The sequence below is a fragment of the Candidatus Sysuiplasma jiujiangense genome, from assembly GCA_019721075.1.
Taxonomy (GTDB): Archaea; Thermoplasmatota; Thermoplasmata; order Sysuiplasmatales; family Sysuiplasmataceae; genus Sysuiplasma; species Sysuiplasma jiujiangense.
Map to the genome: position 1 here is coordinate 63,032 of JAHEAD010000007.1, position 19,113 is coordinate 82,144.

21 protein-coding genes and 2 tRNA genes are annotated in these 19,113 nt (G+C 48.5%); 8 read left to right on the forward strand and 15 right to left on the reverse strand.

Annotated elements, in window-relative coordinates; all coding sequences use genetic code 11:
- Positions 1-87: 87 nt before the first annotated feature.
- Positions 88-984, forward strand: coding sequence for a mechanosensitive ion channel family protein (locus KIS29_05520; protein ID MBX8639782.1), 897 nt, complete (start codon positions 88-90; stop codon positions 982-984).
- A gap of 39 nt (positions 985-1,023) precedes the next feature.
- Here KIS29_05520 and KIS29_05525 read toward each other — a convergent pair whose 3' ends face one another.
- The 3 genes from KIS29_05525 to sucC all read right to left on the reverse strand — a co-directional run bounded on the left by KIS29_05525 (position 1,024) and on the right by sucC (position 3,292).
- Positions 1,024-1,233: a hypothetical protein gene (locus KIS29_05525; GenBank protein ID MBX8639783.1), complete on the reverse strand. Its 210-nt coding sequence runs from the start codon at positions 1,231-1,233 to the stop codon at positions 1,024-1,026.
- Between the two features lie 90 nt (positions 1,234-1,323).
- On the reverse strand, positions 1,324-2,190 hold the full coding sequence (sucD, locus tag KIS29_05530; GenBank protein MBX8639784.1) for a succinate--CoA ligase subunit alpha: 867 nt from the start codon (positions 2,188-2,190) through the stop codon (positions 1,324-1,326).
- A gap of 1 nt (position 2,191) precedes the next feature.
- A complete protein-coding gene (gene sucC, locus KIS29_05535) occupies positions 2,192-3,292 on the reverse strand; it encodes an ADP-forming succinate--CoA ligase subunit beta (GenBank protein ID MBX8639785.1) in 1,101 nt (366 codons plus the stop codon).
- A 252-nt stretch (positions 3,293-3,544) separates the two neighbouring features.
- Between sucC and KIS29_05540 the strand changes: the two genes are divergently transcribed.
- From KIS29_05540 to KIS29_05550, 3 genes are read left to right on the forward strand one after another with little or no spacing between them, the layout of a single operon-like run.
- On the forward strand, positions 3,545-4,210 hold the full coding sequence (locus KIS29_05540) for a threonylcarbamoyl-AMP synthase (protein MBX8639786.1): 666 nt from the start codon (positions 3,545-3,547) through the stop codon (positions 4,208-4,210).
- 5 nt (positions 4,211-4,215) lie between these two features.
- Entirely contained in the window at positions 4,216-5,106 is an 891-nt protein-coding gene (gene map, locus KIS29_05545; GenBank protein MBX8639787.1) for a type II methionyl aminopeptidase, read from the forward strand.
- Between the two features lie 3 nt (positions 5,107-5,109).
- A complete protein-coding gene (locus KIS29_05550) occupies positions 5,110-5,310 on the forward strand; it encodes a hypothetical protein (protein ID MBX8639788.1) in 201 nt (66 codons plus the stop codon).
- A gap of 1 nt (position 5,311) precedes the next feature.
- On the opposite strand, the gene KIS29_05555 is transcribed toward KIS29_05550, so the two are convergent.
- The 7 genes from KIS29_05555 to tuf all read right to left on the reverse strand — a co-directional run bounded on the left by KIS29_05555 (position 5,312) and on the right by tuf (position 9,581).
- Positions 5,312-5,384, reverse strand: a tRNA-Gln gene (locus KIS29_05555).
- 108 nt (positions 5,385-5,492) lie between these two features.
- Positions 5,493-6,773: a tRNA (N(6)-L-threonylcarbamoyladenosine(37)-C(2))-methylthiotransferase gene (locus KIS29_05560; GenBank protein MBX8639789.1), complete on the reverse strand. Its 1,281-nt coding sequence runs from the start codon at positions 6,771-6,773 to the stop codon at positions 5,493-5,495.
- A 60-nt stretch (positions 6,774-6,833) separates the two neighbouring features.
- Positions 6,834-6,930: transfer RNA gene (locus KIS29_05565), tRNA-Ser, on the reverse strand.
- Positions 6,931-6,974: 44 nt separating this feature from the next.
- Positions 6,975-7,895, reverse strand: coding sequence for a homoserine kinase (locus KIS29_05570; protein ID MBX8639790.1), 921 nt, complete (start codon positions 7,893-7,895; stop codon positions 6,975-6,977).
- 47 nt (positions 7,896-7,942) lie between these two features.
- Positions 7,943-7,993 (reverse strand): hypothetical protein, encoded by a 51-nt coding sequence (locus KIS29_05575; protein MBX8639791.1) that lies wholly within the window; start codon positions 7,991-7,993, stop codon positions 7,943-7,945.
- Positions 7,977-8,291, reverse strand: coding sequence for a 30S ribosomal protein S10 (rpsJ, locus tag KIS29_05580; GenBank protein MBX8639792.1), 315 nt, complete (start codon positions 8,289-8,291; stop codon positions 7,977-7,979). Before rpsJ ends, KIS29_05575 begins: the two co-directional genes overlap by 17 nt.
- A 12-nt stretch (positions 8,292-8,303) precedes the next feature.
- A complete protein-coding gene (tuf, locus tag KIS29_05585; GenBank protein ID MBX8639793.1) occupies positions 8,304-9,581 on the reverse strand; it encodes a translation elongation factor EF-1 subunit alpha in 1,278 nt (425 codons plus the stop codon).
- A gap of 332 nt (positions 9,582-9,913) precedes the next feature.
- Between tuf and KIS29_05590 the strand changes: the two genes are divergently transcribed.
- Positions 9,914-10,486 carry a LysE family translocator gene (locus KIS29_05590; protein MBX8639794.1) on the forward strand — a complete coding sequence of 191 codons (573 nt, stop codon included), beginning with the start codon at positions 9,914-9,916 and terminating at the stop codon, positions 10,484-10,486.
- 2 nt (positions 10,487-10,488) lie between these two features.
- Here KIS29_05590 and KIS29_05595 read toward each other — a convergent pair whose 3' ends face one another.
- From KIS29_05595 to KIS29_05605, 3 genes are all read right to left on the reverse strand, one after another.
- Positions 10,489-13,533 carry an elongation factor EF-2 gene (locus tag KIS29_05595; GenBank protein ID MBX8639795.1) on the reverse strand — a complete coding sequence of 1,015 codons (3,045 nt, stop codon included), beginning with the start codon at positions 13,531-13,533 and terminating at the stop codon, positions 10,489-10,491.
- 130 nt (positions 13,534-13,663) lie between these two features.
- Positions 13,664-14,311, reverse strand: coding sequence for a 30S ribosomal protein S7 (locus tag KIS29_05600; GenBank protein ID MBX8639796.1), 648 nt, complete (start codon positions 14,309-14,311; stop codon positions 13,664-13,666).
- A gap of 6 nt (positions 14,312-14,317) precedes the next feature.
- On the reverse strand, positions 14,318-14,746 hold the full coding sequence (locus tag KIS29_05605; protein MBX8639797.1) for a 30S ribosomal protein S12: 429 nt from the start codon (positions 14,744-14,746) through the stop codon (positions 14,318-14,320).
- A gap of 564 nt (positions 14,747-15,310) precedes the next feature.
- Here KIS29_05605 and KIS29_05610 point away from each other — a divergent pair.
- Positions 15,311-15,436, forward strand: a complete 126-nt coding sequence (locus KIS29_05610) for a transposase (protein ID MBX8639798.1) — start codon at positions 15,311-15,313, stop codon at positions 15,434-15,436.
- 238 nt (positions 15,437-15,674) lie between these two features.
- Here the strand turns inward: KIS29_05610 and KIS29_05615 are convergent, their stop codons facing one another.
- Both KIS29_05615 and KIS29_05620 read right to left on the reverse strand, forming a co-directional pair.
- Positions 15,675-16,070: an arsenate reductase ArsC gene (locus KIS29_05615; protein ID MBX8639799.1), complete on the reverse strand. Its 396-nt coding sequence runs from the start codon at positions 16,068-16,070 to the stop codon at positions 15,675-15,677.
- Positions 16,071-16,084: 14 nt separating this feature from the next.
- A complete protein-coding gene (locus tag KIS29_05620) occupies positions 16,085-16,483 on the reverse strand; it encodes an ArsR family transcriptional regulator (protein MBX8639800.1) in 399 nt (132 codons plus the stop codon).
- Between the two features lie 187 nt (positions 16,484-16,670).
- Here KIS29_05620 and arsD point away from each other — a divergent pair, with 187 nt between their 5' ends.
- Both arsD and arsA read left to right on the forward strand, forming a co-directional pair.
- Entirely contained in the window at positions 16,671-17,060 is a 390-nt protein-coding gene (arsD, locus tag KIS29_05625) for an arsenite efflux transporter metallochaperone ArsD (protein MBX8639801.1), read from the forward strand.
- Positions 17,061-17,066: 6 nt separating this feature from the next.
- A complete protein-coding gene (gene arsA, locus KIS29_05630) occupies positions 17,067-18,779 on the forward strand; it encodes an arsenical pump-driving ATPase (protein MBX8639802.1) in 1,713 nt (570 codons plus the stop codon).
- Positions 18,780-19,113: the final 334 nt, after the last annotated feature.

Genomic DNA, 19,113 nt, shown 5'->3' on the forward strand with positions numbered 1-19,113 from the left:
GTCCGTCGGGTGCTCCTCAGGAAACGTGAAATGGGCAGTCATGCAAAAACTTAACAACTTTCATGCCATCGTGAGCCCGGATTGGCCATGGAAAGGAGGATCTTCGGATATGCCGCTGTTATGACGGTGCTCCTGCTGATCGTTATCTTTGCGATTTTTCTGGTAACATCGGTCTACAGGTTGATTCCTGTTAATTTTACAAGACTCGTGAACGCCATATTCGCCGTCATCATCATATTCTTCATTTTCAGGATCATAACGGGCTTTCTTTACCGCTATCTCAGGCGCTACCTTGACATCACAAAGGTTCATCCAATTATTTTCATAGTCAACATATTCGGATATTTTATCATCGGCGTGGCTCTTCTTGCCTCCCTCGGCATAGATGTATCATCACTGATACTCGGTGGCTCACTGATTTCGGTTGTCATCGGACTTGCCGCCCAGACAGTGCTCGCGAATCAGTTCGCGGGGCTGTTAATAGCCATAGTTCGACCATTCAAGATAGGAGACTCAATTACAATCAACACATGGCAGTACGGCGGGGCGTATCCGGTCCTCTTTCCGAAATATTTTTCGGTCGACAGGCTTGAGATAACCGGGTACAGCGGGACTGTAATGAACCTTACAATAAACTACACTACAATAAGCATGGCCAATGGAGATCAGGTGAAGATACCCAACAATCTGGTCTTCCAGGCAGCGGTCATCATAAGAACAGGCAGTATATCGGTGAAGGCGAGGTACGAGGTACCGAAGTACATACCGTTTGACATTTTAAGACAGAAAGTAGCTGAAGAAATAGTGAAGCTACCGGACTACAGGGGGGAGGCGGCTGTCACCGTTGACGAAACGACACTGAACACCTACATACTTATGGTCGTCGCAAAGTTCAACGGAACAGACGCCGATTTGATGCGCAGCAATATCCATAATCTGCTCATGGGGATAGTTGAACCGCAGAAGTTCAAATCCATGACATGACGGCCTCCGGCTGTTCCGGCTCGTGCTCCGTGTCCTTTATCATTCTATTACCGATATTTTGCACTGCCCGGACGGTATCAGTGTGTATTTTCCCGTGCCATCAGCATCCTGCCTGTTCTCAATTATGTATACGCTCTGATCGATGCCGCGAAGGACACCCTCGAAAGTTATTCCGGGCGTCAGATTCTCCTGCGCCTGGCCGAGAATCCAGACCCTCACGCTCTTTCCCACAAAGTCGTTGAGATTCATAGTCTTGAAACCGAGACAGCGGATTTAACTTTTGCCTGAATAAGCGGATCGGACCAGCTTTCAGCGCAAACAGCTCCCTCCGCCGATCCTTCATTTGCTGTGGCGCATGATTTCAGGTATTTCTGTTGGAAGTCTTGCCACTGTGACTCCGGCCTTTTCAAGGGCATTTATCTTGCTTTCAGCTGTCCCCCTTCCCCTGCTTATAATTGCTCCCGCGTGTCCCATCCTCTTGCCGGGCGGCGCGCTTTTCCCTGCTATGTACGCATAGACCGGCTTGCCAACATTTTCCCTGATGAATTCGGCCGCTTCCTCCTCCGCTGTGCCCCCAATTTCGCCAACCATGACAATGCGCCTTGTTTCCCTGTCGCTTTCAAACCTGGAGAGAATGTCCACAAAATTGGAACCTATGACCGGGTCTCCTCCGATGCCGACGCATGTCGTTTCACCAAAACCTTTCTCTGTCAGTGCGTTAACGATTTCATACGTCAGCGTTCCACTCCTGGATATAACGCCAACATCGCCTCTGGCGAAAATCTTTGACGGCATGATGCCTATCTTTCCGTAGCCCGGTGATGTGACGCCCGGGCAGTTTGGTCCAATCACAACTGCTCCCTTCAGCTTTGCATAGGAGGTGAACTGCAGCGCATCCAGAAAGGGGATATGCTCGGTAATCACGGTCACGAGGGCTATACCCGCATTGATTGCTTCGAACACGGCATCCTTTGCAAACCTGGCCGGCACAAATATGCAGCTCGCATTTGCGCCTGTTTCTGAAACAGCTTCCATTACAGTGTCAAAAACAGGCATGCCATCAACATCGCTGCCTCCCTTTCCGGGCGTTACGCCCCCAACCACCTCTGTGCCGAATTCCTTCATCGACTTTGCGTGAAAGCTCCCCTGATGGCCGGTAATCCCCTGGACTATCACCCTTGTTTCACCATTCACGAGTATCGCCATTTCAGTTCCCCTCCTCGCTTACCGCTTTTTTTGCTGCCTCAATGAGATCTGTCGTTGCCGCAATGCCTATGTCCGAAAGGATTTTCCTGGCGATATCGTCATTCACGCCCCTTATCCTGGCCACTATGGGTATCCGGATCCTGCTCTGTTCCACTGCGGATTTCACTCCGAGTGCCACAGTATCGCATTTGGTTATGCCTCCGAATATGTTGATGAAAATGACACGCGGTTTCGCATCATTCATGAGGTTGAATGCGGCTGTTACTTTTCGTGGATCGTCGGTTCCACCCAGATCCAGGAATATTCCTGCCCTGCCGCCGTTTATTGTCAGTATATCCAGCGTGGCCATCGTCAGGCCCGCACCGTTTGCAATGACGCCTATGTCTCCATCCAGCTGTACAAATGCGATACTCTCACGCTTCGCCCTCTGTTCCAGAGGGGTAAGGTCATCTATGTCTTCAGAAAATTCAGGATGCCTGAAAAGCGCATCATCGTTTATCGTAACCTTTCCGTCGGCAGCGATCATTTTCCCTTCGCCCGTTATGACCAGCGGATTTATCTCCGCAAGTTCGCAATCCTCTGCAACAAACATTGCGTACAGTTTCTGTATGATTTCGTCCAGTTGCGACAGCATGCTCCCGTCCACTTTCATTTTACCGCCCAAAACCCTTGTTATGAAAGATGAATATCCGTATGGAGGAACCGAAACCATTGCTATCTTGCCCTCCTCCACACTTTCAATTTCAACACCTCCCTCAGCGCTTCCCATAAAAAGCAATGACCTGCTGCTCCTGTCCAGTATAAGACTCAGATAGAGCTCCTTTGAGACATTGAGTCTTTCCTCCAGCAGAACTGCCTTGACCTTTTCACCCTTGATCTGCATTTTCAATATTTCGTCTGTCCTATCCTTGGCGTCATCGACTGTTTCTGCAAATTTTATTCCACCTGCTTTGCCCCTCCCGCCAACAAGCACCTGTGCCTTGACCGCGACCGGATATTCTACGGATGTGATATCGTCACGCGATCTCACGACATGGCCCCTGGGCACGGGAATACCGTACTTTTCCATCATCTGCTTGGCTCTATATTCGAACAGTTTCAATGAAATCACCTGTTTTTCTCTTGCGACCTGAAGCTTAAGCAAACCGTCCTAAACTTTCACTTTCTATTTTGTATCGGCTTTGCGAAGGGGACTATCCGTCTAAGTTTATTACACTTTACGTTTCTGGTGAATTGGAGCTGCACACATCAACCTGGAAATCTGCTTTCGCAGCGCGTATGTTCAAATCAATAATGCAAAACTAAATAAGCAGGCGTTATAACACTTACAGCAACCTCAGGTTGGTGGTTTCAATTGAAGCAGATTGACTGTTCAGGCTACTGTGAATTTGAAGACGATCAACCCGTGAAGTGCAATATTCCATCCGATACACTCAGGGAAATTGTTGACACGCTTCATGGGGGCAACCTGATTGTTTATCCAAGCGACACCATCTACTGCATCGGTGCAGACATATATGACGAGCAATCGGTGAAAAAGGTATTTATGGCAAAGAAGAGGCCGTTTGACATGCCGATATCCGTCTGTGTTCCGAACTTCAAATCGGCGCTGGAGGTTGGTTATATCGACAGGACGGCAAGGATGATCATGGAGAAGTTCATGCCGGGCCCACTAATAATCCTGGTGGACAAAAAAGAAGATGTACCCGATCTCCTCACCGCCGGCACCAATACAGTCGGAATAAGGATTCCTGCGCATCCTCTGGCCCTGAACATAATGGAGGAATTCGGCCCGATTACTTCAGCAAGCGCAAATTTGCATTCAAAGAGGAGCCCTGTCACAATCGACATCTGCAAGAAGGATCTTTCTTCCAAAATCAGCATTTATCTTGATTGCGGCAGAACCAAGTACGGTGTTCAGTCCACGATAGTCGACGCAACGGGGGATACCCTTAAGGTAGTGAGAGAGGGCCCAATCAGGCGGTCAAAGATAGAGGAGTTCCTCACAACCATAACCTGAAGGTGTTGCAGACGAACAGCGATCAGAGGGATAAGCTGCTGCAGGCCGGACGGATTGCCAGGGAAGCAAGGGAAAAAGGCATAATGCTCTCTGAGCCTGGCAGGAGAATTATAGATGTTGTAGAAGAGGTTGAAGAGCTCATAAGGAATAGAGGGGGTATGCCGGCCTTTCCCGTCAATATAGGGATAGACGGCGTGGCCGCCCATTATACTCCCCCTTCAGGGGACACCCACCGTTTTCCTGAAAACGGCGTGCTGAAATTTGATGTTGGAGTCCATATTGACGGCTACATTGCAGACACTGCTGCGACAAAGGACCTTGGCGGTTTGAACACTGCACTTGTTAATTCGTCCCTTGTTGCCCTCAATGAAGCGCTCGGTGTGATCAAACCAGGTGTTTCACTCCGGTTTGTAGGCAGCGTAATCGAAAAGGCTATCACGTCGAGCGGATACAGGCCAATCACAAACCTGATGGGTCACAGCATTGAAAGGTACAACCTGCACGCGGGCTTCAGCGTGCCAAATGTGCCGGATATCACGGACATGCCCATTCCTGATGAAATCGTGATTGCTGTAGAGCCCTTCGCAACAAGCGGCAGGGGTCTGGTGGTCTCTGGAAAGATGGGAAACATCTTTTCGATGTCAAAGGACAAGGATATCGATGACGAAGAACTCGGATCGTTCAGGGACGAGATAGTAAAGGCGTACAACGGCCTTCCCTTCGCCGAGAGATGGCTTGCTGATTTCAAGAACCATAAACAGCTGCTCAGCAGACTGCTGCGCCTCGGAGTCATTCACGGCTATCAGACATTAATCGAGGCAGGCGGGGGTCCTGTGAGCCAGTGGGAGCATACGCTTATAGTCAGCAGGGATGAAGTTATAGCCACGAGCAAGTGACAGATGCAGACTGCACGAATAAACAGAAAGGCCGCTTTGATTGTAACGATCTACGCTGCCTTTGTCATCTTTGTAAATATTTTCCTGTCCGAATACGGCTACACTCCGCTGATTTTCTATTCATCGCTCTTCTGGATAGTCATTCCTCTCCTCGTCTATTCTGTAATAAAAAACCGCATCACCCGCAGGAAAGAAGGCCGATAAATAGCCCCGGGCAGATTCGAACTGCCGTCGCTGGCTCCAAAGGCCGGCATGATTGTCCACTACACCACGGGGCTGTTCCGGTGTTGGATGTATTAGATCCTTAAGTCCTTTTCATATGGCGTCTTCATATGTGAAAATTGAGCCATGCGGCGATGATACAAACGCTGGTTTCGCAATCATGATCAACCTGCTGTTCCTGCTTCCTCCGGTATTGTGGCAGGTTTTGAGTCGGCGGAACCTACAAGATGTATCGGCGTCGACCCTGTAATAAGGCAATTAACCGTCTTTCCTGGCGAATGCGTGCCGCTAACAATTATCTGCTTGTAGTTTTCGAGTCTGCCGATAGAATAGCCGTTCTTCCCTTCCTCTGTTATAAGTGCTTCGGCATTCCTTCCCTCATATTCACTGTTCCTCCTTCCGGAGATTGCGAATCTGAGGTCCGTGGCTCTTCTGGATCTCTCCTTTGCTATCCATCCGGGAATCTGTCCCTGCATTGAAGCAGCCGGTGTTCCTTCTCTTGCAGAAAAACGTGTAACGTTCACTATGTCCGGAGCTACAGTTTTCATAAGTTGAAGGCTCTGCTCGAAATCCTCCTCTGTTTCCGTAGGAAATCCCACTATGATGTCAGTGGAGATTGTTGCCTCAGGGTATCTCTTTCTGATGTTCTCCGTTATTTCAATGAATTCCCTGGCGGTATTACCTCTCTTCATGAGTTTCAGAATTCTGTCTGAGCCGCTCTGGAACGGAATGTGAAAAAATTTGTATATCCGCCTGTCTTCGTAAACATCCAGAAGCTCTTCTAGAAGCGGGGAGAGCAATGAAGGATTCATCATTCCAACCCTGAGTCTGAAATCACCTTCAATGCTGAGTATGCGCGCAATGAGATCGGGCAATGTCGTCTTCAGGTCTCTGCCGTATGTTATGGCGTCCATGCCCGATAAGAGAAACTCCCGGATCCTCCCGGGCTTTAAGTTTTTCCTGATCGCATTCAGTATTTCTGCCGGATTCAGGCTCCGGAGCTTTGGTCTTGCCAGTCGGCTGAAGCAGTATGTGCATCTGGACAGGCAGCCCTGTGCCACAGGTATTATTATGTCGTTTCTGTCAAAAGAATTCCAGCAATCCTGATCCCTGCTGAAATTGAGTCCGAGAAGAGCTCCGAGCATTTCGTAGTTTCCCGGGCTGCATATCATTGCGCCGGGAGCTGCCTGCAGTATTGCTTCACGTTTTGTGGGGGCCATACATCCGGTGACCACCATCCGCTTTCCCATGCTGTCTATTTCCCTGAGTCTGCTGATCATCTTCCTTTCTGTGAAATCGATTACCGCACAGGTGTTAAGAACAACTATGTCAGAGTCCTCCGCCCTTTCAGCTATCTGGTAGCCGCCGGCGGCGATCAGAGCCGAGGCAATTCTGCCTTCGCCATAATTCATCGTGCAGCCATGCGATTCTATGTAAGCCTTCACGTTTTGCCCGATTGCCACCGGCATTATATTGTTTTATGCAATCGCGTGGAGTTTTTTGAGCGCGAGGAGGGGGATTTGAACCCCCGAGTCCTTACGGACAATGGATGTTTGCCGCTCATTAGCAATCCATCGCCTTACCGGGCTGGGCCATCCTCGCCCCTCGGTGCATCAGTGAAATCTCATAAAACACTTTTCTATGCATTATTTGGCAGAAAGTATCTCAGCTCCCTTTCCCGGCCTGGTGATAATCGACTGTGATTTCAATCCGGCACTCTTGAATGCACGTTCCATTGCATCTGCAATGCTCTTTGAACCGTTTTTGCATATTGCAAACACTGCAGGGCCGGCGCCGCTCACCGAGAAACCCAGCGCACCTGCGTTGATTGCGGCCTTGTTCACCTTTTCATACCAGGGCATCAGCTGCTTTCTGTAGGGAAGGACAACAGCATCTTCAAGATATTTTCCAACCCTTTCTATGTTCTTCTCCAGCATCGCATGGACAATGGTGGAACATTTCGATATGTTCTCCACTGCGTCAGTTAGCGGAACGCTCTTCGGAAGTACGCTTCTGGATTTCCTTGTTTCCAGGATTACATCAGGCAGGACAACAACTATATCGAACTCAGGCAGTTTTTCAACCGGAATCGAAACAACATCCACCGGGCTCCTGTTCGAAACTATGGTGAAGCCTCCCAGAAGTGCTGCCGTAACATTGTCAATATGAGCGGAGCCTGATGCCATCTTTTCTCCAAGGGAGGAGGCCTGTATCAGATCCTCGTTCTTTGCATCGTAGTCCATTGCGACCGCCATGGCGAGAGCCGCTCCGACGGACGATGCGGCGCTGCTGCCTATGCCGCTGCCCGGTCTGACGCCTTTGGTTATCTTCATCTTGAACGGTGCGTTTACCCGGTTTTTCCATGCGATGGCGCTTGCAGCCGCAAAGGCAGCATTCTTCTTTGTAGGAATTGAATAATCGGGGACAGTTTCAATTTCCGTCTCGTAAACATCCATTGTCAGTTCAATAATATCCCTGGGTCCTTCGAGTGCAAGGCCGAATGTGTCGAATCCCGGCCCAAAATTAGCGATTGTTGAAGGTGCGGCCACCTTTACTGCGGACTTCAAATAAAATCACCTGTATGGCGGAGAAGGGTCATCGCACTGCGCAGTAATCAACCTTGGCATCCAAATTCTCTTGCTCTTTGTTCAGCTTCTGAGAACAATTTCTATATTGACCCCGTCGGGTACCTGAATCCTCATAAGCTGTCTTAGCGCCCTGTCATCCTCGGCATCCATATCGATCATTCTCTTATGGATTCGCATTTCCCAGCGATCCCAGGTGGCACTTCCTTCGCCGTCCGGACTCTTTCTTACGGGTACAACCATTCTCTTAGTCGGGAGGGGCACCGGCCCCTTCATGGTCACTCCAGTCTTTGTCGCAATCTGCTTAATCTGGGTGCAGACCGAGTCTATTTTTGCGGGATCTGTCCCGCTCAGGGAAATTCTAGCTCTCTGCGCCATATTCAACACGCCTCACGTAGTTCTCTTCTCTACTTCAGTGCAGACGCCGGCAGCAACCGTCTGTCCCATATCTCTGATTGCAAATCTTCCCAGCTGGGGGAAGTCCGAAGCCTTTTCAATAACCATCGGTTTTGTAGGCTCAATCTTCACGAATGCGACGTCTCCTGTTTTCAGGAATTGAGGTTTTTCCTCCTTAACACCGCCAGTAGCAGGATCAATCTTCTTCTGAAGTTCTGTAAATGTGCATGCGACTTGAGAAGTATGGCAGTGGAACACAGGCGTGTAGCCCACGGTTATCAGGCTCGGATGATTCAGAATTGCAATCTGCCCGACGAATGACTTGGCAACGGTCGGCACCGACTCCATCGGACCGGCAACATCTCCTCTTTTAATGTCTGTCTTCGCTATTCCGCGCACGTTGAAGCCGACGTTGTCGCCAGGGTAGGCGGCTTCCATCTGTTCATGGTGCATTTCTATTGACTTTACCTCACCGGTCTTGTTTGATGGCATGAAAATGATTCTCATGTCCTTCTTCAATATTCCTGTCTCAACTCTGCCGACTGGGACCGTTCCTATTCCTGTAATCGTATAAACATCCTGAACCGGAAGCCTCAAGGGTTTGTCAGTAACCTTTGGCGGTTCCTTGAGCTTGTCGAGTGAGGACAGAAGCGTGTCACCCTTCCACCAGGAAAGATTTCCGGACGGTTCAGTTGTGTTGTCACCAACATATGCACTTACAGGTATGAATGGAATCTCATCTACCTTGTATCTGACTGACTTCAAAAGATCGGTTACAGCCTTCTTGGTCTTTTCAAAAGCTTCCTGCGAATAGGGCGGCTGTGTAGAGTCCATTTTGTTCACGGCGACAATCAGCTGTGTAACTCCAAGGGTTCTTGCCAGAAAAACATGCTCTTTTGTCTGAGCCTCGGGACCCTTCCCAGCATCCACAACCAGGACAGCAGCGTCAGCCTGGCTCGTCCCGGTGATCATATTCTTGACAAAATCACGGTGACCAGGGGCGTCTATGATCGTGAAATAGTATTTCGGTGTATCAAACCGTCTGTGGGAAACATCGATTGTCACTCCTCTTTCCCTTTCCTCCTTCAGGTTATCCATGACCCATGCGAATTCGAACGTTGCCTTGCCCTTCTCTTCGGCTTCCTTCTTGTATTTTTCTATTAGGTACTGATCAACGTTTTTTGTATTGAAAAGCATCCTTCCGACTAGCGTTGACTTACCATGGTCCACGTGACCGATAAAGACTATGTTAAGATGGGGTTTGTTAGCCATAAATTACACTCTCTTGTAACGCGGTTTTTACGCGATTTGCTTATCAATCACAGTCTTGTATTTAATGTTTTCATGAGTCTGTCAGCCTTTCAGTTACAGCCTGACCTGAATAATCCCGTTCCATATCCCGGGAATGCTTTCCGGCTCCGCGTATTTAACACTCGTGCAAAAAAATATGAACAGAAGCACTGGTTTTTTCCGCTTTGACCGTGTTTGTTGAGGTGTCAGCATTGCAGCCATCGTCCCAGAAACGTTGTGCAGATCATTGATTGAATGTCTGATTGGTTAAATCAATAAAGTGTGTGTCCTTTACAAAGACGGATTTGCAATTGATGTGGTCGGAGAATCTAGTTTTTGGCCTGATACTCGGATTTACGCTTACGATTCCACCTGGGCCAATGAATGCGTTCATTGCCTCCCAGACAGTGTCAGGAGGAAGGGCCGCCGGCATCCTGACGGGCCTCGGTGCCATGACTGCCGATATGATTCTCGGAGCCATTGTGTATTCCGCCAGATCTGTTATTGACATACATGAATATATTCGAATTCTGTATGCAGTTGGAGCCGCGGTGCTCATATTCCTAGCATATTCTTCCTTAAAGAGCAGGAATGTTGCGGACAGCGCGACCGGGGGGAAGAGAACGTATTACCGTGCACTGATTCTTGGAATTACAAATCCATATCAGATACTCTGGTGGATAACGGCAGGACTGGCATTTGCTTACCTTGGAGGCATTATACTCCTGATAGGTCTGTTCGCGGCAATTGCAGTATGGATAGTTTCCTTTCCTGTATTGCTTCATGCGGGAACAAGAAAATATCCTGGTCTCAGGAGGATTATATCTGCATTTTCCTCCGTTGCTATGATTTCATTTGCGGCCTATTTTGTCTATCTGGCAGTCTGAAATCATTCCGCGTAGTAATTCGCATCATAAGGCTGCGGACTCAGACCCTTTCTCTTTCTTATTTCGGGAACGACCTTGTCTGATATCTCCTTGGGCACTTTTTCATAGCCGGCATTCTCAGTTGACCACAGCGCCCTTCCCTGTGTTGCACTCCTGATGGCGCTCGCAAATCCGAACATTTCTGCGACCGGCGCCTTCGCTTCAATTACGGTATTCTCCCCATCCTGCCTCATGTCGGCGATTATTCCGCGCCTCTGCTGTATTTCCCTGATCGCGTCTCCCATGACGTCCGGCGGGACATTGATGTAAATCTTCTGCACAGGTTCGTAGAGGGCCCTGCCAGCCACAGCCATCGCACCGTAAATCGCAGAACGCGTTGCCGGTATAACCTGTGCAGGTCCCCTGTGTATGCTGTCCTCATGCAGTTTGGCATCCACGAGTTTGACCTTGACTTTCATAACTCTCTCCTGCGCAAGCGGGCCCAGCCTCATTGCTTCTTCAAAAGACTGTTTGCATAATTCCATCGTTTCAAAAAGATACTGTATTCCTTTGGTATAGTCTATGAATACATTCGTGTCTATGAACATCTGGACTCCTCTGGCTTCATCCCTCTCCATGCCTATTTCCTGAAGTTTTTTAGCAAGCGCTTTTGAATCCTTTATTTTACCTTCTGTTCTTATTTCGCCGCTGGCGATTGCCTGGACTACGCTTTCCTCAAGAGGCTCGACTTCGATGTAGAATCTGTTGTGCTTGTTCGGGGACTTGCCCTCAAAAGGGCCACCTTTCCCCTCAATGCTTTCTCTGTAGACAACAATTGGTTTTGACGCGTTGATTTCGCATTTGTAGTCATTCACTATTCTGTACTGCGTAACTTCCAGATGCAATTCACCCATTCCGGAAAGCAGATGTTCGCCTGTTTCCTGGTTGATTTCTACAGATATTGAAGGGTCGGCCTTTGCAATATTCCGCAGCACATCGATCAATTTCGGAAGATCCTTCATCTGCTTGGCCTCTATCGCCACGGTCACAACCGGCTCACTGTAGTGTGTCATTTTCTCAAACGGTTCAATTCCCTGAACCGAGCTGACTGTCGAGCCTGAAATGGCGTCTTTGAGCCCTGTAACTGCTGCAATATTTCCTGCCCTGATCTCTTCGACTGGTATCCTGTCAGCACCAACGGAAAGCGCAACCGTCTGCACCCTGTTAGGCTGCGGCATTCCTGAAATGTAAAGTTCCTGTCCCCGTTTCAGCGTACCTGAGAATAGCCTTCCTACTGCAACTTCGCCCGCATGCTGATCAATTATTATCTTCGTAGCCATGAATATCGTCGGTCCATCCGGGTCAGACTTGATCAGTGCCTGCCCAAGCTCAGAATTCAGGTCTCCTTTCCAGATGGCCGGAATCCTGAGTTTCTGTGCATCTATCGGATTTGGATGATTTTTAACAACAGATTCCAGCACAACCCTGTGCAGGGGTATCTTCTGCGCAAGTGTCTTCTGGTCACCGTTGCGCAGGTGTTCGTAAATCTGCGGAAAAGTCATGCCGGTCTTCTTCATGTATGTAGCAGAAATTGCCCAGTTGTTGTAGGCACTTCCGAACAGAACTGTGTCATCCTCCACCCGCACGCCCCAGATCTTCTTCAGTCCTTCCGGCGCCGCAGCGTAAATCCGCTTGTTAACATCGTTTATGATGCTTACGAACCTCCTCTGCATATCCTCCGGCGTCACCTTGAGCTCGTTTATGAGCCTGTCTACCTTATTTATGAATAGAATGGGTCTTACCCTTTCTTTCAGCGCCTGCCTGATCACTGTTTCAGTCTGGGGCATCACCTGTTCTACCGAGTCTACGAGTATTATCACTCCATCTATTGCGCGCATAGCTCTTGTGACATCGCCGCCAAAGTCAACATGCCCCGGAGTGTCAATGAGGTTAATCAGGTAGTATTTTCCTTCGATCTCGTGCACCATTGAGGCGTTTGCCGCATTGATCGTTATTCCTCTTGCCTGTTCCTGTTCGTCATAATCGAGCAGGAGCTGTTTTCCTGCGAGCTCCTCGCTCATCATTCCTGCACCAGCAATCAGATTGTCGCTCAACGTTGTGTTATGAACAATGAGCCCTTCCACAAGCAGGTTATGTGTTCCCTCCACCGTGAAATCATAGACAAATTCCTCGAAACTGTATTCGATTGACTCTATTTCAACAGCCACAAGCTCTGACGGGAGTGCGTATAGCATTGCCACGGGCATTCCATCCTCCATCATTGCAATATTCGACCCTTGCGAACTGAGGCCTGACCCCTCTCCTGCAGTTTCAGGGTTGGAAACAAAGCTTTCGACTTTGCTTATATCGCTCAGAAAATTTCTGCTGTCCGGATCCAGTGCGACCCTGATGCCGAAGCGCAGGAGGGCAAGTGATACAGCATGCAGAAAAGTTCTTTTCCGGCTGTCCATTTTTTCAGGATTCATTCTGTTTATCATTCCGGCTATCAGATCTAATGCCAGATCACTCTGCAGGCGGTAAAAAACTCCGCCATTTCCATTCCCACCGAATAATTTTTGCAGTACACCTGTTTCGTTGCCCTCTTCAAGCCCGGCAAAAAGCTTACCGATGAGTTCCTTCCGGTCTTTGCAGTTTATCTGCTCATCTGCAAGAAGTGACGTCTCGCTTAATTCCAAATCACCAATATCGAGGAATGCCGGGGCTATGAGTCTGTCACCAGGTTTTAGTTCACACGATCGGAGTTCTGCAGTTTGACCATCCCGTAGAACAACAAATTTGTGTTCCGGAGTCACCGTAACTTCTCTTCCGTTATTTGGCTTAATCTTCAGCAGTTTTTCATCATTCCTGATCTTCCATACATGGGTGATCGGCCGTTTCTCCAGCTTCATTTCCTGTGTGTTAAGGCTAACAGTAACCTCCTTCCCACGGACCGTGTAGACGGTATTGTCCCTGTCTGAGAAAACAGGCTGCCCATGCGAGTACTTCCTGTAGAGTTCGTCGGCCGGAAGCCATGAGCCGTTGGAATAAACCATGGAATTCCCGCTCATGCATTTGCCATGGTCTATGTGTGCTGCCGTTCCGATATTTCTTATGTATCTCGGATCTTTCATTATGGCTTGAGCTCTTGCAATATTGTCTTCCTTTCTGCCCAATTAAATCGCCCTTCTAAAGTGTGCGTCAGCGAGCCGACATTGCGACTCTCTCAATCTCATCTCTCTTTGAAACAGCCGAACTTGTCATGTCGCCGTTTGATGCGAGAACTATTTCATCTGCCAGACACTGCTCTATTGATTTGGTAGATCCATGTGAAGCACCGACCGCTCCAAGACAAATGTACCTCAGTGCCAAATCCAGCCTCCTGGAGGACGACACATCTACTGCCTTTGGCACAGATATGCCACCAAACTGAAGCCTGGTTATTTCCTCTCTGGGAGCGGAATGCTCGATCGCGTTTACAAGGATCTGCACAGGATTCTTACCGGTTTTTGAACTTATAATTTCAAAAGCCTTCTCTACGGTCTTAAGCGACTTGCTTTTCTTGCCTGTGTAGTTTTCGGTTCTCATCATCTGGTTTGCAAGTCTTTCGACAATATTCACTTTAGTTTTACCAAAATTTTTGTTGGCATGCTTGCCCGATGTATGCGGGACATATATCGGAGTCAGGTTTATGTACCTCAAAAGGCCAGGATCGGAGACGATGACCTCTGACAGATCGTACTTTCCGAAAAGAAGCGCATTGTAGAGAAGTACCTGCTCGGGCTCTTCGTTTTTTTCCTTTTGCTCTTCTTCAGATTCATTTTCAATATCAATATCATCGTCGGGCATGATTCATCACCTGACCGGTTTTTCTTTTCTGCCTCGTACCATCTCATTCAGAGAAACGTTGTTCACCTTGATGACCTTGAATCTTACGCCTGGGATATCACCATATGACCTTCCCATCCTGCCTCCAATGCCTTCGACCAGCACCTCATCGTGTTCATCAATAAAATTTATGGCGCCATCACCAACGGCAAAAGCGGTTATCTGCCTTCCGTTCTTGATTAACTGCACCTTGACGCATTTTCGTATCGCAGAATTGGGCTGTTTCGCCTCAATGCCTACCTTCTCCAGAACGATGCCCCTGGCCTGTGGTGCCCCCTCAAGGGGATCCGACTTCTCCTTGAGCCTGAGAATTCTCCTCTTGTAGGCTCTTTCGCTCCATCTGAATTTTTTCCTGCTGTTGTTTAATTTCCTAGCAGTGTTCATGCCACGGGCCATTATTATTACTCCTCTATCATGACAGCTACAAACAGCGTTTTCTTTCCAACGGAAGGAATATACCGTAATGTGCGCAGTGAAATCATAGCAAAATGTCGCTCAATATATACGTTTCTATGGTCTCCATGTTTAGCATTGAGCCGTCAGGCTATCTTCTGTCATGGGAGAATGCAGGTGTATTCATGGTCTCATGTGATGCATGACATTTACAGGCTTAATGAAGGCGTGGCATGCCAGTTCCATGCCACGCAGGGCAGATAGAGCTGACTGTGCCCGCCACATGTAACGGGACAAAAGTTGCCAAGAAGAGGCCGCGTTAGCCCATGATTTCAACCCTGCGATGGAGCGACCGCCAGAAGTATGTGTACCAACATCATCGACAGGCTGCGAACTATCGCCATAAAGGAACTGCTGAAGATGAATATATTGTGAACACGCTTTCATTCTGTTGCATCGGCGAGGGTATCATCGGCAACAACCGTCATCGGTTATTTTTCAGGAGGACGCCGTGACACAGGCAAAGGGAGGCGGTTCAGAAGATGGTTTAACCGCATTGTGAACTCAATGCCGTTCTACAGCCTGATGTCCATGACGGAATACAAGGCGATGTGGAAGAATGTGCCGGTCGTCTATGCCGGCGAGGCATACACATCAAAGCAGTGCCATGTCTGTCATGATATGGGGAGTTGAGGAACATAATCCTCCTTTGAATGTGATGCATTCGGGTGACGCGGAAATGCAGATATGAACGGCACTCTCAACATAGGACAGCGTTGGGAGAGGTTCATGTCGCTTGCCGGCCGGAACGGGGCTGACTCGACACGGCCCATAAACCCGGCGGTGCGATATCCATGGAGGATGGACTTAACGGGAACCCCAACGATTCTAATCGTGGGAGGATGTCAGTCAAGAATTCAGCAGTCAGAGATTAAAACACACTGATGGTTGAAACCCTCCTCTGGATTTCATCCCTAATTTTTCTAACCTCATCAATCGATTTTCCCTTTGGATCTTCCAGTGCCCAGTCAACAAGTTTTTTATTCATTTCAGCAATCATCGGTTTCGGACAGGCCTGTTCCACGGAGCACCCCATGGTTATTACCATTTCTGCATCTTCAATCATCCTCCGTGTCAGCATTTTTGGTTTACTTGCTGAAACATCCAATCCTATTTCCGACATAACCTGCACAACCACCGGATTTGGGCTTGATGCAGGGACGGTTCCTGCGCTCTCCGCTTGCAGTCCAATCGCCTTCGCGAAAGCTTCAGCCATAATGCTTCTGCCCGCATTCTCAACACAAACAAAAAGCAATTTTCCCGGCAAAAAATCACACTCCTTCAGCCGGCAGCTGTAGTTCTGACTGTCACTGTCGGTTCGGACAGTCTGTTATCGATTTTCCCATTAACGTGCTGTTTCCTGTTTCGGTAAATCGAATCTGTGAGAAGTATCACGTCGCTTATCCTTTCCCCCGTCAGGCCAAAATATGTCCATTTTCCCTGCGGCCTTCTATATATTATGCCTGCTTCCTCAAGCGTTTTAAGATGATGCGTTACAGTTGGCTGTGACAGCTTCAGGGCGGAAGCAATCTCGCAGGTGCAGGTTTCTCCATACAATGCAAGTATTCGCACTATCAGCAGCCTGGCAGGTTCTGCCAGAGCACTGAATACCGAAACCAGCCCGGATAGTGATTCCTGATTTGGGTCAATTGTAATTTTCCGTGGAATGCATGTTTCCATGCCCTTCACTATACTTTCAGTTAAATTTAAATTTATCTATTTGTACTATGATTCAAGCTGTCTAATTCCTCCACCATTTTTTGTATCCATCCCGGAATATCGAAGTATTCAGTTGGAAAGATAGGAAATTTCGGATTGATTTGCATAAAATTCAAATAGATGTAAATAAATTTGACCCAGGATAACAATGAGTAATTCAGAACATTCAAGGAAAGAATTGAGAGTGTTTTATCCTGATATGAAATATTCCGGAAGTGAGGCGACCAGCTCAGAAAGGGTCTTTGAGGTGTACGATCCTCCTATGTGTTGTTCCACCGGTGTCTGCGGTCCTTCTGTGGACACAGTGCTTATTGAGTTTGCCCAAAACTTGGAGTGGCTGAAAAGGAAGGGGGTGGATGTTGTCAGATACAACCTCTCACAGCAGCCCGGAGCGTTTGTTCAGAATTCTGAAGTCAGCAGACTGCTGTCTGCGGAGGGAAACGGCTGCCTTCCAATAACCATGCTTAACGGAAAGGTTGTAACTTCAAGATCTTATCCCGGGCGAGACGAACTGGCAAGAATCCTTGATTTGGAGTGAAATGCGTTGAAATTGTCAGGCGCCGTCAGGCGGTTTGTATTCTTTACTGGCAAGGGGGGAGTAGGAAAAACTACTGTTGCCTCTGCAGTCGCAGTATCTCTTGCTGATGAAGGGAAAAGAGTTCTCCTCATCAGCACCGATCCTGCCTCCAACCTAGATGAAATATTCGGCATACCGCTTACATCCTCCCCGTCACAGATACCAGGCATTTCTACATTATTTGCTCTCAATATAAATCCCGAAACTGCCGCGGTCAATTACAGGGAACGTATCGTGGGACCTTACCGTTCACTTCTGCCAAAAGATGCTGTGATGAGTATCGAGGAACAGCTCTCCGGCGCATGCACGATGGAAGTTGCGACGTTTGATGAGTTTTCAAAATTTCTTGGCGATCCGCAGGCAACCGATAAATTTGATCACATCATATTCGATACGGCACCAACAGGTCACACAATGAGACTGTTGTCACTCCCGGCAGCCTGGTCAGATTTTCTCAGTTCGAGTTCATCCATAACAACATGCCTCGGTCCTCTAGCCGGACTGCGCGAACAGAAGATACTTTACGGCAGGGCAAGAAACAGGCTCACTGACAGCGCAATGACAACCATGGTTCTGGTGTCTCGTCCTGACAAGTCAGCGTTGTTTGAGGCGGAGCGCACCAGCTTAGAGCTCAGTGCCCAGGGCATCTCCAATCAGTATCTTGTGCTGAATGGCGTTTTTGAAACTGATGAAAGTGGTGATCCGACTGCCATCGAGATCTGTGAACAGCAACAGGATGCAATTGAGAAAATGCCGGAGGGTCTGAAGCATCTTGAAAGATTCGATTTCGCTCTCCAGCCATTCAACCCCATAGGTGTAGGGGAACTCAGGGCATTTATGAGTGGCAAAGCCAAGGCGGAGGCATCAAACGGTCAGTACGGGATCGACATGCAGTACATGCCTTCTTTCGAGAACATGATTGATGCACTGGCAGTCGAGGGTTATGGAATAATAATGACTATGGGCAAGGGAGGAGTGGGAAAAACTACTGTCGCCTCGATGATTGCTGTAGCACTTTCCAATCGTGGATATTCAGTTCATCTGACAACTACCGATCCTGCAGGCAAATTCTATATGGATCCGCTGCCTCCTAATCTCCGGGTCAGCAAAATAGACGCTGAACTGGAAACGGCCGCATATGTGCAGGATGTACTCAGAATTTCTGCCCCCGGGCTGGACGACGAGGGAATGAAACTGCTTGAGGAAGATCTCAGATCGCCATGTACTCAGGAAATTGCTGTATTCCGTGCTTTCTCTGAGGTCGTGGCCGAAGGCGAAAACGGATTCGTGGTAATCGATACGGCACCAACGGGCCATACGCTGCTCCTTCTGGATGCAGCAGAATCATATCACAGGGAAGTTCTACGCTCGACTGGAAATTCACCGGAAAACATCAAAAGACTACTCCCGCGGCTGAGAGACCGGAAACTTACAAAAATAGTCATCGTTACTCTTCCGGAACCAACACCCGTCCATGAGGCAGCGCAGCTTCAATCAGACATGATTAGAGCAGGCATAACACCGTTTGCATGGATAGTAAACCGCAGTCTCATCCCACTGCACATTCAGGATCATACGCTGGCCCATCGGAGGGCAGGGGAACTACGGTATTTTGCCGAGGTTGCAGGCATTTCAAACCGCACTTTTCTGGTAGGATGGAAGACAGAAAGGAATATTTAATCTGCCTGTCCTAGGAAACCAGGGCTGTATTTGCCTGAAATACTACTTGCCATCGTCTACTTAACAGCCCGTTCCGTTCACATGATTGCATCGAAAGCGAGCCAAAAGAAGTGACTCCGTGCCGCGTAAAATTGGAATCGAACTTATGCGATTACAATCTATTAAGTGATTCATTTTGTTTCGGCCCGTCCAGTAAGCATTTTCCAATCAAAGGCCGGCCCGCATTTCAGCCATCGCTGTTATCTGGAGCGATGGCAGACTTCTGCCGTCGGATTGTGCAAATACCAAGGACTCAATCGGGAAATTCCCGGTTTGTCACTAATGCGGAATACAA